The following is a 15592-nucleotide window of genomic DNA, read 5'->3' on the forward strand; positions in this document are numbered from 1 at the left end:
GCGGATGATTCGCAATACTGCGGTGGACCTCACCCCGTCATCCCGGCGGCGCCGACGGCGCGCCCCCGTCGCGGGAACCGGCACGTGACGCCCTCGAGCGCGCGGCGACCCGCCTGTTCGAGGTGGGCGGGGCCTCCGCGACCCTGCGCACACGCGGGCTGGACCGGCATGGGCGCAATGCGCGGGTGCTGGTCAGCCACAACCCGCTGATCTACCGCGCCCGACTGCTCGGCGACCGGGCCGTCACGGACACGCCGGTCGGGCGGCTGAGGCGTCGGGCGGTGCGGCGCGCGGCGGAGCCCGTCAGGCCAGGCCGCGCGCCGCATGCCAGGCGGCGATCCGCTCGAGCGCCTCGTGGACGGCGTCCGGGCCGGCGGCGAAGGAGAGCCGGACGGACTCGGGCCCGTGGACGGCGTCGAAGTCGTCGCCGGGGGTCAGCGCGACGCCGGCCTCCTCCAGCAGGGCGGCGCAGTAGCCGACGGCGCTGCCGAACTCCGCCAGCATGCCCGGGGCGAGACGGGCCCAGAGGTAGAAGGCGCCGTCGGCGGGGGCGGCGTCGGCCCAGCCGAGCCGGGGCAGGGCGGCCAGCACTACGCCGCGCGTCGCCGTGAAGCCGCCGGCCTGCTCGGCACAGAACGCGTAGGACTCCTCGCTGAACGCGTGGACGGCCGCCTCCTGGGCCGCGGCGGGCGGGCAGAGGGCGACCGAGCCGGCGAGGCCGTCGACCGCGGCGGCGAGGTCGTCCGGCATGAGCATCCAGCCCAGCCGCCAGCCGGGCATGCCCCAGTACTTGGAGAACGAGCTGACCACGAGCGCGGTGCGGGAGGTGCGCCATGCGCAGGCGCCGAGCCCCTCCCCGTCCGTGTGCACGATGCCGTGGTAGATCTCGTCCGAGACGAGCCGCACACCGCGTTCCTCGCACCAGCGGGCGAGTTCGGCGAGCTCGGCGGCGCTGACCATCGTGCCCGTGGGATTGGCCGGGGAGGCGAGCACGAGCCCCGCGACCGGGCCCTCCGCGAGCGCCGCCTCCAGGTGGGCGACCGTGGGCTGGTAGCGGGTGCCGGCGTCGACGTCCACGTCCACCACCTCCACCCCGAGCGCCGTGAGGATGTTGCGGTACGCCGGATAGCCGGGGCGCGGCAGGAGCACGCGGTCCCCCGGGGGGAACGCCGCGAGGAAGCCGAGCATGAACGCCCCCGAGGAGCCCGTGGTGATCGCGACCTGCTCGGGGCGCACGTCGAGCCCGTACCAGCGGCGGTAGTGGCCGGCGACGGCGGCCCGCAGCTCCGGCAGGCCCAGCGCCGGGGTGTAGGTGAGGGCACGGCCGGAGGCGTGGACGGCGGCGGCCGCGGCGTCGACGGCGGGCGGGGCGCCCCCGCCCGGCTCCCCCGCGCACAGGCTGACGACGTCGTGGCCGGCGGCGCGCAGTGCGGCGACCCGGCCAAGGATGCTCATCACCGTGAACGGCGGCACCTGCGACCGGGCGGACGGCACGAAGGTGGGGGTGGTGGTGCTGGAACGGGACGGGCGACGCATGGCCCGAGGCTACCCCCCGCTTTCGTTCGGGAAACGGCGCCCCGGGGACGACTTTCGTTGACGAAACGGGCGGGCGGGACGCCGTTTCATCAACGAAAACGTCGCGACACGCCGCCGTTTCGTGAACGAAAACGTCCGGCCCGCCTCGCGCGGCCCTCACTCCTCGGCGCCGAGCATCTCCCGGATGTCCTCGGCGGTGAGGGAGTCGGTGAAGGCGCCGGCTCCGGAGTCGTCGGACTCGTCCATGAGCGCGCCGAACAGCTCGGCCTTGCGCCGCTGCAGCTCGAGCACCTTCTCCTCGATCGTCCCCTCGGACACGAGCCGGTAGACCATCACGGTCCGCTCCTGCCCGATCCGGTGCGCCCGGTCCACGGCCTGCGCCTCCGCAGCGGGGTTCCACCACGGATCCATGAGGAACACGTAGTCCGCCTCGGTCAGGGTCAGGCCGAAGCCGCCCGCCTTCAGGGAGATCAGGAACACCGGCGCCTCGCCCTCGCGGAAGCCGCGGATCACGTCGGCGCGCCCGCGCGTGGAGCCGTCGAGGTACGCGTGCTCGATCTCCAGGTGGTCCAGCTCCTCGGCGATCACCCGCAGGAAGCTCGTGAACTGGCTGAACACGATCACGCGGTGCCCCTCGCCGATCACCTCGGTGAGGTCGTCGAGGAACCGCTCGAGCTTCGAGCTGGGCACGGAGGCGTACTGGTCGTCGACGATCTGCGGCGCCAGCGCGAGCATCCGCAGCAGCGTGAGCGATTTGAAGATGGTGAACCGGTTGCCGTCCATGTCCCCGAGCAGGCCCAGCACCTTGCGGCGCTCGCGCTGGAGCACGCGGTCGTAGAGCTTGCGGTGGGCCGGCTCGAGCTCCACCTGGAGGATCTGCTCCTGCTTGGACGGCAGGTCCTTCGCCACGAGCTCCTTGGAGCGGCGCAGCATGAACGGGCGCACGCGGCGGCGCAGGGCCGCCATCCGCTCGGGGTCCCCCCCGGTCTCGATGGGGGTCACGTAGGTCTCGCGGAACCGGCGGTGGCTCGGGAACAGGCCCGGCACGACGACGCCCAGCAGCGCCCACAGGTCGCTGAGGGAGTTCTCCATCGGCGTGCCGGTGATGGCCAGCCGGAAGGGGGCGCGCAGGTCGCGGGCCACCGTGTGCACCTTCGCGGCGCGGTTCTTCAGGAACTGTGCCTCGTCGAAGACCACCCCGCCCCAGTCGAGTCCGCCGTACTGGCCGGCGTCGATCCTCAGGAGCGTGTAGCTGGTGACCACCACGTCCGCCCCCGCCACCTCGTCCGCCACGGCGGTGCCGCGCTTGCGGGTGGTGGTGTCCAGGACGCGCACGTCGAGGTCCGGGGTGAACTTCTCGGCCTCGGCCGCCCACACGGACACCACGGAGCTCGGCGCGACCACGAGGAACGGCGGCCGCTCGGGCCGGGCCTGGCGCGCGTGGGCGAAGAGCGCGAGGGTCTGGACGGTCTTGCCCAGGCCCATGTCGTCGGCCAGGATCCCGCCGAGGTCCTGCTCCCACAGGAACGCGAGCCAGCGCAGGCCCTCCTCCTGGTAGGGGCGCAGGTCGGCCTTCAGGCCGGCGGGGCGCGGGGCCTCGGGGAGGCGCTCGACGGCGGCCAGACGCCCGACGGCGGCGGTCCACTCCGGGTCCTCGTCCACCTCGTCCGCGAGCTCCTTGAGGTCCTCCCAGAAGCCGACCTGGTGCCGTGAGACGGGGGTGTGCTCCGGGGTCCACTCCTGCAGGGTGGCGGCCTCGGAGAGCAGGGCGCGCAGCCGGTCGAAGGCGGGGTGATCGAGGCCCAGGTAGGAGCCGTCCGAGAGGATCAGCGTGGTCCTGCCCTGCACGAGCGCGGTGAACAGCTCCACGAACGGCAGCACGTGCCCGTCCACGGAGACCTGCACGCCCAGGTCGAACCAGTCGTTCTGCGTGGCCTTCGTGCCGACCTCGATGCGCGGGGCGGCCTTCAGCTCGCGGTAGTCGGGGCGGTCGCCGGTGACGTCCACGCGCACGTGGTCGGCGCGCTGCAGCAGCGGCAGCACCTGCTCGGAGAACCGGGCGGCGCCCACGCCCTCGAGGACCTGCTCCTCCGCACGGCCGGCGCGCGGCCAGAGCTCGGCCACGGCGCGCAGCACCGCGTCCTCGTGCCGGGTGTCCCGCAGGGGGTCGCCGCCGGCGTCGAGACCGAGTTCGCGGGGCGGGTCGAAGTAGAGCCAGGACCAGCGCAGCACGAGCTCGTGGCCGGGTCGGAAGTCGGCGCGCAGCCGCAGCACGGGCGGCTCGAACTCGGGCAGCTCCACGGAGGCGTCGCCGCTGGTCACGGGCAGGGCGCCACGCAGCCGCGGGTAGATCCGGCCGAGGAACTCCTCGCGGTCCGCGGCGGGCACGCGCACGGGCCCGCCGGCGAGCACGAGCTGCTGCACGGCCTCGGGGACGGGGCGTGCGGCGGGGATCAGGTGGAGCACGGCCTCCTCGTCCGTGAGCTCCACGCGGTAGAAGCCGATGCCGCCCACGGCGTGCACACCGCTCAGCCCGGGGCCGGGCGGGGCCGGGTCCAGGGACGGGGCCACGTCCAGACCGCCGTCGGGGGCGGCGGTGACGTCCAGCCCGACGGCGACGGGCGCCTCCAGCACCACGTCCGTCAGCAGCCCCAGCGGCACGAGCTCCACCCCGACCTCGCGGGCCTCCGCGAGCAGCTGCCAGATCCGCGGGGAGTCGAAGACGTGCAGACCGAACCAGGCGTCGCCCGGGTAGGAGTCCTCGGCCTGGACCTGACGCCAGATCAGGCGCATCGCCCGCTCCTGGGCGGGGGCGAACTCGGCGCGCGGGAACTGGAACGCCTTCCACGTCAGCCCGCCCTTGATCCACGTCCCCTTGGCCCCGCGCTTGAGCGGGCGCACGGTCACGTACAGCGGGCGGCCCTCGCGCACCTGCTCCTCCCCGGCGGTCGCCGGGCCCCACTGCTGGAACGCGTTGCGGGAGGACTCGGCCACGAGCTCCACGCCGATCGCCAGCGCGGGCGGCGTGCCCACCCGGCGCGGGCCGTGGAGTCCGGCCAGCGGCTCCATGACCCGTCGCCAGTCCAGGCCGGCAGGGGGTGGGGGTGCCGCCCCGTCCGCGGCCGGGGCGTCGAGGCCGGCCGGGCCGCCGCCGTCGTGGCCCCGGCCGGCGGGCGCGGGCAGCGCGTCCGCCGTGGTGACCATCTCGGCGAGCTTGCGGCGGGCGTCGTCGAGGGCCTGGTCGGCGTCGAGGCGGACCACCTGGTAGAGCGCGGCGGCCACGTGCTTGCAGTCCGTCCCGACCGGGCACGTGCAGCGCCCGCCCACCGGCTCCATGAGGGCGCCGGCGCCGTCCTCGGCGGCGTCGTCGTAGGCCTCCTGCAGCTGCACCTGCACCCGGTAGGGGCTGGGCGCGGTGCCCTGGACGGAGGCGCTCAGACGGCCGGTGGCGGCGTCATAGCGCAGGCGCCCCACGGCACCCGACGCGGCCACGGCGAAGCCGCGGTCCGCACTGGTGGGCCCGACGACGGCGCGGATGGCCTCGGTGCGCAGGTGCGGCAGGACGTCTCCGGAATCTGCAGTGGCCATAGCGAGCAGTCTTTCACGGACCGTGCCGGGCCCGCTCCGACCGACACCGGCCCGGCGGCGTGCCGACCACCCCGTTCCCGGGCCCGCACACCTGAGACCTTCAGCCCGACCCGCCCCGGACCCTAGAGTGCGCCCATGGCGTCCACACAGCCCTCCCCCGTCCCCGCCGGTGCCACGCCGGCGTCCCACACCTCCCCCCTCGGCCTGTCCCTGCCGGACGGCCGGGGCCGTCGCGTCCTCGTCACCGGTGCCACCGGGTACGTGGGCGGGCGCCTCATCCCCGAGCTGCTCGCCGCCGGCTTCGACGTCCGGGCCGGCGCCCGGAACCCCTCCGACCTCGCGGACCGACCGTGGTCGGACAGCATCGAGGCGGTGGAGCTCGACCTCACCGAGGTGGACCTCGTGGAAGCCGCCATGCAGGACGTGCACACCGTGCTCTACCTCGTGCACTCCATGGGCGGGGGCGGCGACTTCGTGGCCCAGGAGCAGCGGATCGCGGACATCGTGGGCACCGCCGCGGACACGGCCGGCGTGGCCCAGCTCGTCTATCTCTCCGGCCTGCACCCGGACACGGTCCCCGTCGCGGAGCTGTCCGACCACATGCGCTCCCGCGCCCTCGTGGCCGAGCGTCTCGAGCGGGCGGCGACCCCGGCGCTGACGTTCGAGGCCGGGGTGATCATCGGCTCGGGCTCCACCTCGTTCGAGATGATCCGCCATCTCGCCGAGCGGCTGCCCGTGATGCCCGGCCCGTCCTGGCTGAGGAACCGGGTGGAGCCGCTGGCCATCCGCGACGTCCTGTACTACCTCCTGCAGGCCTGCGCCCTCCCGGAGCCCGTGCAGCTGAGGGCCCAGATCGGCAACGGACACCCCCAGTCGTTCGCGAGCGTGCTGGTGGACTACGCCAAGGCCGCCGGCCTGTCCCGACGCATCGTGATCCCCACCCCGTTGCCCTTGAAGACCCTGGCGGGCTTCTGGATCGGCATGGTGACCCCCATCCCGGTCGCGGTGGCCCTGCCCCTGGCCGCATCCCTCGCCGAGGAGGCGGTCGTGGAGGACCGCTCGGTCCGCGACCTCATCCCGGACCCGCCGGGCGGGCTGACCTCCTACATGGACGCCGTGCGGCTGGCGCTGAAGCGGGAGAAGGAGGGTCCCCTGGACGTCACCTTCGACGCGGACCTCCAGAGCTCCGCGGACCCGGCCGCCTCCCTGCCCTCGGATCCCGAGTGGGCCGGCACCACGGTCTACACGGACGAGCGCGAGCGCGAGTCCGACCTGCCCGCGCAGGAGGTGTGGCCGGTGATCGAGTCGGTGGGCGGCGCCAACGGTTGGTATTCCACCCCGCTGCTGTGGAAGATCCGCGGGCTGATGGACAAGTTGGCCGGCGGGCCCGGCCTGACCCGCGGCCGGCGGGACCCGAACCACCTGCGACGCGGCGACGCCGTGGACTGGTGGCGGGTGGAGGACGTGGAGCCGGGGCGGCGGCTGACCCTGCGGGCGGAGATGAAGGCCGGCGGGCGGGCCTGGCTGCAGCTGAGCACCGAGCCGCGGGAGGGCGGAGGCTCCGTCTACCGCCAGCGGGCGGTCTTCATGCCGGACGGCCTGCTCGGACGCGCCTACTGGACCGCCATCCTGCCCTTCCACGCCGTGGTGTTCCCGGAGATGGCCGCGAACATCCTGGCCGAGGCCAGGCGCCGGCACGACGGCGGCGAGCGTCCCCGCACCCGCGGCCTGCTGCGGCCGCTGGTGGACCGGCTGCCCCTGCGTCGCAACCCGTTGGACAGGCGAGCCCGCGGCGCCGGCGGCGCTCAGTCGCGGGACTGACCGTCGGGGCCACGCCCCCAGTGGGGCCGGGGGCGTGACCGGGCCGCCCGGCGCAGCCACCGCCGCCCGGGGGACAGCCGGGCCCAGTTGACCTGCAGGGTGGTGACCGCCATCCGGCCCTGCCGCACCCGCTGGCGCAGGGAGTGGAAGATGCGCCCGGCGACCTCCACCCGCAGGTCCGGATCGAACCGGATCCGGCGGCCGGCCAAGGCCAGCTGGAAGGACAGGTCCAGGTCATCGTGCACGTCCCCGCGCTCGCGGTGGACGCGGGTCCGCACAGCCTGCCACGCCTCGGCGCGCAGGGCGCAGTTGGAGCCCCAGACGGGGGTGGCCGCCACCGCGGCGCCCGCCCCCCAGCGGTACGCGCCGGTGTAGAGCGCCGCCCGCACCCGTCCCCGGAGGCCGGGCTGGTCGTGGAAGGTCCCCGGCCCGGTGAGGGCGTCGAGCCCGGGGTCGGCGTCGAACCGGGCCACGATCCGTTCGAGCCAGTCCGCGGGCATCCGCGTGTCGGCGTCGCAGCGCGCCAGCAGCTCCCCGACCGCGGCGTCCAGGCCGGCGGCCGCCGCGGCCGGGACCCCGCGGCGCGGCTCGCGCACCACCCGCGCGCCGGCGGCGCGGGCGAGCACCGCCGAGTCGTCCACGCAGCCGTTGTCCACCACCACCACCTCCAGCGCCGGCCGGCTCTGGGCGGCCAGCAGGGCGAGACACACGCGCAGGTGCTCGGCGTCGTCGAGCACCGGGACGACCACGGAGACCGTGGGGCGGGCCGGGGTCACCGGATGCGCTCCCGGCGCACGGCGAGGGCGGCGCCGATCCCGGCGCCGACGAGATCGGCGGCGAGGTCGCCGATGGTGTCCGTGTAGCCCACACCGATCTCGGGGGTCACCGCCGTGTGCCCCCACCATTCGGCCAGCTCCCACACCACGCCCAGGGCCACGGCGGCGGCCGCGATCCCCAGCCCGGCCAGGCCCGGGCCGAGCAGGGCCACGGCCTGCCCGGCCTCGGTCCCCCGACGCCGGAGCCATGCCCCCACCACCAGTGCCGTCAGACAGGCGACCACGGCGGAGGCGGCGGCGTGCACGAGCAGGTCCAGCCACGGCACCCGCGGGTAGAGGCCGATGACGCTCAGCCACCCGGCCAGCAGCAGGACCGCCTGCGCGGCCCAGTCCAGGGCGCCGCCCGGGGCGAGCCAGCGGGTGAGCCACTGGGAGCCGAACACGAGCAGCATCGCCGCCGCGGACGGCCATCCGGCGTGCACCGCCGCGACCGGGACGAGGATCAGGCCGAGCGCGCGCAACAGGTCTGCGGGGATCAGCGGCAGCATGTCAGCGATCGTCCGGGTGGGGGCGGCGTCCCGGCCGAGGGCCGCGCCGACCGGCACGACCACGGCTCGTCAGCAGCAGCCAGAGCGCCGGCAGCAGCAGGGCGGAGCCGAGCGGGTAGGCGAAGTCCTCCACGGGCGCCTGGCCCACGTAGGCACCCACCAGCAGCTCATGGCCGTAGTCGAAGAGCCCCGCGGCGATCATCACGTTGTCGAAGACCGCCGTGAGGGCCCACAGGGCCACCAGGGTGGCCGCCACGGCCCGCAGGTGCTCGCCCCGCACGCGGCCGACGAGGGCGGCGCCCACGAGCACGGCCAGGGCGAAGCCCACGAAGACGAGGACGAGGTCGAGGAAGGTCACCGGCTGCCCCCGTCGGTCGGATCGGCCGGCGTCGCGGCACGGGCGTCGCGTCCCCGGCCGCGCAGCAGGCGCAGCGCCCCGGTGAACAGCACCATCGTGATCTGGCTGAGGAAGAGCAGGAAGAACCCCTCCTCCAGGGGCAGCTGGGGGGCGAGCATCACCCCGGTCATGTAGGGCGACTGCCGGTGCAGGAACACGCCTTCGGCGATCCCCCACAGGTCCCAGGCGACGAAGTAGGCCACCCCGGCGGCCAGCACCAGCAGCGCCGGGAGCGGGCGATGCCACAGGAACAGCTCGAAGCGCCGGTCCACCAGCAGCATGCAGCCGATGACACCCAGCAGGGCCAGCAGGTAGATCATGCCGCCGCCCCCCGGGTCAGCGCCCACCCGATCAGCAGCAGGGTCACGAGGAAGCCGGTCACGTAGTTCAGGGGGAGGAACAGCTGCCAGCCGCGGTGGGCCGCGCCCGAGGTGGCGTCCGTGATGCGGCGGAAGCGCAGGGTGTTCACCACGTAGGGCACGGCCAGCAGCGCCGCGAGCGGGCCCGGCGGGTCGGTGGCCAGCAGCAGCAGGCCCGCCGCCGCGTACAGGCCGGCGGCGAGCAGGACGGTGCGCCGGGCGCCCAGCACGGTAGCCACCGAGGCCAGGCCCCCCTCCCGGTCCGGCACCACGTCCTGCACCGCCCCGAACATCTGCGAGGCCATGCCCCACAGGAAGAAGGCCCCCAGCAGCGCCGCCAGGGCGGGCGTGGGGGTCGCCCCGGCCAGCACGAGGCCGTAGACCGCGGGGGAGACGAAGTGGGTGGCGGAGGTCGCAGCGTCCAGGAAGGGCCGCTCCTTGAACCGCAGCCCGGCCCAGGAGTACGCCACCACCGCGAACAGGCTCACTGCCAGCACCAGCACGGCGGCCCACTCGCCCCGCATGGCGGACCAGCCCGCGAGCACGGCCACGAACGGCACGGGCAGCAGCACCGACCACGCCAGCACCCGGCGGCGCACCGCGGGGTCGCCCAGCACGGAGCCCTCCACGCCCCCCTTGCGGGGGTTGCGCAGGTCCGAGGCGAAGTCGAACACGTCATTGATGCCGTACATGGCCAGGTTGTAGGGCACCAGGAAGAACACGACGCCCAGGACCACCAGCCACGCGGGCAGCCCCCCGGTCAGGATCGCGGCGGCGGCGAACGGGTAGGCCGTGTTCACCCAGCTGACCGGCCGGGACGCCCAGAAGAGGGTGCGGATCATGTGCCGCTCCCCCCGGGGCCCGCGGGCCGGGCCCTGCGCGCGTCGTGGCGCAGTTCGTCCCGGACCACTTCGGCGGAGATCAGGCACATGGGCACCCCGATGCCCGGGCGCACCGAGGAGCCCGCGTACATCAGGCCGGCCACGTCCGCGTCCCGCACCGAGGGGCGGAACATGGCCGACTGCGCCAGCGTGTGCCCGGGGCCCAGCAGCGAGCCCCGCCAGGCGTGCACGTCCGCGGCGAAGTCACCGGGCCCGTAGGTGCGCCGCACCACGATGCGCTCGGCCAGGTCGGGGATCCCGGCCCAGCGGGCCAGCTGATCGAGGGCCCGGTCCGCCACGGCCTCCACCTGGGCGTCCCCGGTGCGGTCCACCCGCCAGCCCTGGCCGTCACGGACCCGGATGCCGCCGCGCCCCCACCCCGGCTCGGCGGGGGCCGGGACGAGGATGAACAGGTTCTCGTCGCCCTCCGGGGCCACCCCCGGGTCCGTGGCGGAGGTGCGCGAGACGTAGATCGACGTATCCGCGGCGAGGTCCTCTCCCCGCTCGATGCGCCCGAAGTTGTCCTCCCAGTCCGCCGTGAACAGCAGGGTGTGATGGGCCAGCTGGGGCAGGGATCCGCGCACCCCCACGCACACGAGCACGCCGGAGGGACCGGGGTCGCGCCGGTCCCACGTGGACTCCGCGACGCGCCGGCCGGGAGGCAGCAGACGGGTCTGCACGTGGTGCAGGTCCGCGGCGGCCACCACCACATCGGCGTCGAGGCGTCCCGCGGCGCCGTCGTCGGACCGCCAGGCGACGCCGGTCACCTGGCCCGGGCGGCGACGTCGGCCCTCGTCCCCGCGGGCTGCTCCCGGCCTGGGCAGGCGGGCGGCCAGGCGTCCGAGGCGGCCGGCGGGGGCGGGACGGTCCACCACCTCGACGGCGGTCGCCTCGACCCCGGTGCGGATCTCCACGCCGGCCTCGCGCACGACCTCCGCCATGGCGTCCACGAGGGCCGCGAACCCGCCGAGGGGGTACTGCACGCCGTCGGCGAGGTCCAGATGGGACATCAGGTGGTACATGGCGGGGGCACGGTCGGGGGACGTGCCGAGGAAGACCGCCGGGTAGCCCAGGATCTGGCGCAGCCGGGGATCCTGGAAGCGGGCCGCCACGTGGGAGCGCAGGCCCCCCAGCAGCTGGGGCCCGAGGGCCGGCAGGGCGCGCAGGACGTCCGGGTGGGCCAGGGCGGCCGGCCGGCGGAAGTCCGTGTAGAGGAAGTGCTCCTTGGCGAGCCCGTAGATCCGGGACGCGGAGTCGAGGTAGGCCCGCAGCCGGCGCCCGGCGCCGGGCTCGAGGGACTCGAACAGCGTCTCCGCGTGGCCGGTGCGCACGTCCACGGGGGGCTCGTGGAGGTGCCCCTCGAAGTACACCCGGTAGCCGGGGTCCAGACGGCGCAGGTCCAGCCGTTCGGCGGCGGAGGTCCCCATGAGGCGGAACCAGCGGTCGATCACCTCGGGCATCAGGTACCAGGAGGGCCCGGTATCGAAGGTGAACCCCGCCTCAGACCAGCGTCCGGCACGGCCGCCCAAGACGGCGCCGCGCTCCAGCAGCGTCACCCGGTGCCCGTCGCGGGCCAACAGGCCCGCCGTGGCCAGTCCGGCGAACCCGCCGCCCACCACCACGGTGCGCGGGCCGAGAGCGGTGTCCCGGGCGCTCATCGGCGGCCTCCCCGGCGGCCCCGTGCCAGGACGCGGGCGGCGATCCGGGCCTTCTGATGGTCCGGCACCCGGACACGGCGGTGGGCCAGCTCGGCCGCCGGGGTCGCCTCGATCCGGTCCACCAGGGCCGCGAACAGTCCGTGCGCCAGGGCCACGGCGCGCCCGGCCCCGGGGTCCAGGACACGGATGCCGGGCAGGGCGGCGTCGAGGTCGGCGCGGACCTCGGCCACGAGCTCGGCCTTGCGGGCCTCGGTGAGCACGCCCGGTGCGGCACCGGGCAGGTAGGTGCGGCCCAGCTCGTGGTGGTCCGCGGCCAGGTCCCTGAGGAAGTTGACCTTCTGGAACGCCGCCCCCAGCCGGGAGGCCTGCGCGCGCAGCTCCTGCCGCTGGCCCGGGGTCCGGGCCCGCGTGCCGGGGAGGGAGAGGAAGACCTGCAGGCACATCAGCCCCACCACCTCGGCCGAGCCGTGGATGTAGGCGTCCAGCGACTCGGCGCCGTGCTCGCGGATCCCCAGGTCCGCGCGCATGGAGGCGAAGAAGGGACGGGTCAGCTCCGGGGTGATGCCGTGGCGACGGGCCACGTCGGCGAAGGCGTGCAGGACCGGGTCGGTGGCGAAGCCCGACGCCATCGCGGCCTCACACGCCCGCTCGTAGTCGTCCAGGGCGGCGCGGACCCCGGCCTCGTCGAGCCCGGCGGCCACCACGACGCCGTCGACCACCTCGTCGGCGACGCGGACCATGGCGTAGATCGTGGCCACGTCCTGGCGTGCCTGCCGGGGCAGGGTGCGGCAGGCCCAGGAGAAGGACGTGGAGTAGCGGCGGATCACCTGGGCCGCTGCGGCGTGGGCCGTCCGCGTGTACAGCGCGGCAGGGCTCGGGGTGGGCGCGGCCATCTCAGGACCTCCGGGTCAGCACGGCGTGGCAGGCGTCGGCGAACTCCGCCCGGACCGTCTCGTCCAGGGGCAGGGCCGCGATGCGCTCGCGGGCGCGGACGGTGAGCTCGGCGGCGACGTCGAGGGCGTGCTCCCGGGCACCGGCCGCCTCGAGGGCGCGGCGGGCGGCCTCGATGTCCGCGGGGGTGGCCGGGCCCGCGTCGAGCAGGGCGCGGACGGCGGGGATGCGGCGGCCGTGGGCGGTGAGCACGGTGGCCTTGCCCTCGCGCAGGTCGCCGTCGGCGGACTTGCCGGTCTCCCCGGGATCGCCGAACACGCCGAGGACGTCGTCGATCACCTGGTAGGCGGCGCCGAGGTCGGCGCCGGCCTCGCCCATCGCCCGGGCGAGGTCGGGATCCGCCCCGGCCAGGAGGGCGCCGGCGCGCAGGGGCGCGCCGACCGTGTAGTGCGCCGTCTTGAGCCGTTGCATGGCGAGGATGCGGTCGGGATCGGGCTCCTCACCGGTGTGGCGGGACAGCCCCAGGAGCACGTCTTCGAGCTCGCCGGCCGCGGTCACGGCGGCGGCGTCGAAGACGACGGCGGCGGCCTCGGCGGCCCGGGCGGTGTCGGCGGCACAGGTGGCGGCGAGCCGGAACGCCTGGGTGAGCAGGACGTCCCCCGCGATGAGGGCGACGGCGACCCCGGCGTGGGCGGCGTCCGCGGCGGGCACCCCGCGGGCCTCGAGGCGGTGCCGGGCGGAGGCGTGCACGGCGGGCTGGCCGCGCCGCAGCACGTCCCGATCGATGACGTCGTCGTGGACGAGCAGCGCGGTGTGCAGCAGTTCGAAGGCGGCCCCGAGTCGGTCGACGGCAGCGCGGCCGGACGGAGGGACCGGGTCGGCGGTCGCCAGGCGCCAGCCGAGCTCGACGAGACGGGGGCGGATGAGCTTGCCGGCGCCCACATGGACGTGGAGCGAGTCGAGCAGCTCGGCGAAGGCGGCGGATCCGGGTGCCTGGGCCGCGGCATGTCGGAGCGCGGCGTCCAGCTCGGCGGTCACCCCGGAGAGCGCGGCCTCGCCGCCCGTCCTCGCTTCACCCATGGCGCCTCCTCGGTGGCGGACACGACGCGGCACCGACCGCCGCATCTGTTCGACCGTCTAACTTCTGGACGCAGAAGACACTACGGGCCTCGCCGGTCCCGCGTCCATGCGCGGCGGTCCCGGGCGGCGCGATCTCACGACGCACGGGGCCGCCGTCGGGATCAGGCGTCGGCGGACGCCGTCTCCAGGGTGATCTCCGGGTCCACGATCTGACCCTCCCACTCACCGGAGACCCCGTACACGACGCAGTGCTTCTCGTCGGTGCCGTAGTTGCCCAGCTCGGAGGAGGTCAGGACGGCCCCGTTCAGCTGGTCCTCCTTCTCCTCGCTCAGGCGCTGGGCCTGGGCGGTGCAGGTCTGGGCGGCGGCCGGGTCGGCCTCCTCGCCCTCGGCCACGGCCGGCACGGCCCACAGGTACTCCGCGGTGTGGGCGCCCTCGCAGTCGGTGGTCTCGAAGGAGGACAGGTCACGGGCGCCGAGCGGGGCGGTGAAGCACGTGCCGGCCTCGTAGTCGGCCGGGGCCGCGGACAGCGACGACGCCGAGGCGGACGACGACTCCGCACCCTGCGCGGACGCGGAGGCGGGCGCCGTCGTCGAGGCGGACGCGTCGGCGTCGGACGAGTCCTGACCGCCGCACGCGGTGAGGGCCAGCAGCGCGGCAGCGGACAGGCCGGCAAGACGGGCGGAACGGGACAGGGCGGCGAAGGCCATGGGGGTGCTCTCCTCGAGTGACGTGGGACGCGCCGGGGTGTGGCGCCGACCTCAGCACTCTAGCCACGCCCGGCCATCAGGATCGGGCCGGGGTGACATGGCCCACATCTGATGGGCGGCCCGGCTCGCCTGCCACACTGAGAGGCATGCAGACCCCGGCCACGCCCTCCCCGCACGACCACCCCTCCCCCGTCGCCCGACCGTGGATGGCGGCCTCGGACGTCCCGGTCGCAGGCCCCGACGACGTCGAGCGCGTGGTCCTGCTGTCCCCGGCGGGCGAGGCCGTGGGCACGGAGGCCAAGGCCACGGTCCACCGCCGCACCGAGGACGGCGGCACGCCCCTGCACCTGGCCTTCTCCTGTCACGTGTACGACGAGGCCGACCGGTTCCTGCTCACCCGCCGGGCGCTGGGCAAGGCGGCGTTCCCCGGGGTGTGGACCAACGGGTTCTGCGGGCACCCCGGCCCCGGCGAGTCCCCCGCGGAGGCCGTGCTGCGCCGCGCCCCGCAGGAGCTGGGCGTGGAGGTGTCCGACGTCGTCGAGGTGCTCCCCGACTTCCGCTACCGGGCCGCGGACGCCTCCGGCATGGAGGAGCACGAGATCTGCCCGGTGTTCCGGGCCCGGATGCACGGCGACCCCGCCCCGGAGCGGGACGAGGTCGCGGAGTGGTGCTGGGTGGAGCCGGCCGATCTGGCCGCCGCCCTGGCCGCCGTCCCCCGGGCGTTCAGCCCGTGGCTCGTGGAGCAGTGGCAGCAGGGGGCGTTCGACCCGCGGTGAGCGGCCGGCGCGGCGACGCCGCGCGGGCCGTCAGCGGCCGTTGACGTCGTCGAGGTGGGCGGCGGTGGACTGCACGGCCTCGTCCTGCCCCGGCTCGGCGTCGCCCTGCTGGCCCTGCTGCTCCTCGGCCAGGCGGCGGACCTCTGCGATGTCGAGGCCCTTGACCTGGTCGAGCAGCTGCTCGAGCGCGGTGCCCGGCAGGGCGCCGGCCTGGGAGAACACGAGCACGCCGCCGCGGAAGGCCATGAGCGTGGGGATGGAGGTGATGCCGGCCATCGCCGCCAGCTGCTGCTGGTCCTCCGTGTCGACCTTGGCGAACACGACGTCGTCGTGCTTCTCCGAGGCGGCCTCGAACACGGGGGCGAACTGGCGGCACGGGCCGCACCAGCCGGCCCAGAAGTCCACGAGCACGGTGTCGTTCTCGGCGACGGTGGAGCCGAACTCCTCGAGGGTCAGGTCCTTGGTGGCCACGGTGGGTCCTTTCGTCAGCGGGGCCGACGCGCTCACGCCGGCGATCGTCCTGCCGACCACAACGGACACCCCGCCGCACCTATTCCGCCCCACCCCGCTT

At 75.3% G+C, this 15592-nt stretch carries 14 protein-coding genes and 1 pseudogene; 3 read left to right on the forward strand and 12 right to left on the reverse strand.

Annotation, left to right across the window (positions count from 1 at the left end; all coding sequences use genetic code 11):
- Positions 1 to 89 precede the first annotated feature (89 nt).
- A pseudogene (locus O3T09_RS08940) lies at positions 90 to 260 on the forward strand (acyl-CoA dehydrogenase family protein); the annotation flags it as partial.
- 43 nt (positions 261 to 303) lie between these two features.
- Here O3T09_RS08940 and O3T09_RS08945 read toward each other — a convergent pair.
- Both O3T09_RS08945 and O3T09_RS08950 read right to left on the reverse strand, forming a co-directional pair.
- Positions 304 to 1536 carry an aminotransferase class I/II-fold pyridoxal phosphate-dependent enzyme gene (locus O3T09_RS08945; RefSeq protein ID WP_134416922.1) on the reverse strand — a complete coding sequence of 411 codons (1233 nt, stop codon included), beginning with the start codon at positions 1534 to 1536 and terminating at the stop codon, positions 304 to 306.
- Positions 1537 to 1692: 156 nt separating this feature from the next.
- Complete coding sequence (locus tag O3T09_RS08950; protein WP_269295504.1) at positions 1693 to 5124, reverse strand: DEAD/DEAH box helicase; 3432 nt, start codon at positions 5122 to 5124, stop codon at positions 1693 to 1695.
- 135 nt (positions 5125 to 5259) lie between these two features.
- Here O3T09_RS08950 and O3T09_RS08955 point away from each other — a divergent pair, with 135 nt between their 5' ends.
- On the forward strand, positions 5260 to 6945 hold the full coding sequence (locus O3T09_RS08955; RefSeq protein WP_020626545.1) for an SDR family oxidoreductase: 1686 nt from the start codon (positions 5260 to 5262) through the stop codon (positions 6943 to 6945).
- Here the strand turns inward: O3T09_RS08955 and crtX are convergent.
- The 9 genes from crtX to O3T09_RS09000 all read right to left on the reverse strand — a co-directional run bounded on the left by crtX (position 6930) and on the right by O3T09_RS09000 (position 14245).
- A complete protein-coding gene (crtX, locus tag O3T09_RS08960; protein WP_020626544.1) occupies positions 6930 to 7721 on the reverse strand; it encodes a C50 carotenoid glucosyltransferase CrtX in 792 nt (263 codons plus the stop codon). The two genes, O3T09_RS08955 and crtX, sit on opposite strands and share 16 nt — an antisense overlap.
- On the reverse strand, positions 7718 to 8269 hold the full coding sequence (locus O3T09_RS08965; RefSeq protein WP_169577817.1) for a hypothetical protein: 552 nt from the start codon (positions 8267 to 8269) through the stop codon (positions 7718 to 7720). Before O3T09_RS08965 ends, crtX begins: the two co-directional genes overlap by 4 nt.
- 1 nt (position 8270) lies before the next feature.
- Positions 8271 to 8627, reverse strand: a complete 357-nt coding sequence (crtYh, locus tag O3T09_RS08970; RefSeq protein WP_020626542.1) for a C50 carotenoid gamma-cyclase subunit beta CrtYh — start codon at positions 8625 to 8627, stop codon at positions 8271 to 8273.
- A complete protein-coding gene (crtYg, locus tag O3T09_RS08975) occupies positions 8624 to 9013 on the reverse strand; it encodes a C50 carotenoid gamma-cyclase subunit alpha CrtYg (RefSeq protein ID WP_020626541.1) in 390 nt (129 codons plus the stop codon). The genes crtYh and crtYg overlap by 4 nt, the downstream gene beginning before the upstream one ends.
- Positions 8983 to 9867: a prenyltransferase gene (locus O3T09_RS08980; protein WP_020626540.1), complete on the reverse strand. Its 885-nt coding sequence runs from the start codon at positions 9865 to 9867 to the stop codon at positions 8983 to 8985. Before O3T09_RS08980 ends, crtYg begins: the two co-directional genes overlap by 31 nt.
- Entirely contained in the window at positions 9864 to 11564 is a 1701-nt protein-coding gene (gene crtI / locus O3T09_RS08985) for a phytoene desaturase family protein (protein WP_020626539.1), read from the reverse strand. The genes O3T09_RS08980 and crtI overlap by 4 nt, the downstream gene beginning before the upstream one ends.
- Positions 11561 to 12457 (reverse strand): phytoene/squalene synthase family protein, encoded by an 897-nt coding sequence (locus O3T09_RS08990; RefSeq protein ID WP_020626538.1) that lies wholly within the window; start codon positions 12455 to 12457, stop codon positions 11561 to 11563. The genes crtI and O3T09_RS08990 overlap by 4 nt, the downstream gene beginning before the upstream one ends.
- 1 nt (position 12458) lies before the next feature.
- Positions 12459 to 13535 carry a polyprenyl synthetase family protein gene (locus O3T09_RS08995; protein WP_010079993.1) on the reverse strand — a complete coding sequence of 359 codons (1077 nt, stop codon included), beginning with the start codon at positions 13533 to 13535 and terminating at the stop codon, positions 12459 to 12461.
- Positions 13536 to 13696: 161 nt separating this feature from the next.
- Positions 13697 to 14245, reverse strand: coding sequence for a hypothetical protein (locus O3T09_RS09000; protein ID WP_020626537.1), 549 nt, complete (start codon positions 14243 to 14245; stop codon positions 13697 to 13699).
- 146 nt (positions 14246 to 14391) lie between these two features.
- Here O3T09_RS09000 and idi point away from each other — a divergent pair, with 146 nt between their 5' ends.
- Positions 14392 to 15021: an isopentenyl-diphosphate Delta-isomerase gene (gene idi / locus O3T09_RS09005; RefSeq protein WP_020626536.1), complete on the forward strand. Its 630-nt coding sequence runs from the start codon at positions 14392 to 14394 to the stop codon at positions 15019 to 15021.
- Positions 15022 to 15051: 30 nt separating this feature from the next.
- Here the strand turns inward: idi and trxA are convergent, their stop codons facing one another.
- The gene (trxA, locus tag O3T09_RS09010; RefSeq protein ID WP_051995255.1) at positions 15052 to 15492 is read right to left on the reverse strand and encodes a thioredoxin; all 441 of its coding nucleotides are present in this window, start codon (positions 15490 to 15492) and stop codon (positions 15052 to 15054) included.
- Between the last annotated feature and the right edge of the window lie 100 nt (positions 15493 to 15592).

This window comes from Micrococcus sp. H39-S4 (genome assembly GCF_027158145.1).
Lineage (GTDB): Bacteria > Actinomycetota > Actinomycetes > Actinomycetales > Micrococcaceae > Micrococcus > Micrococcus luteus.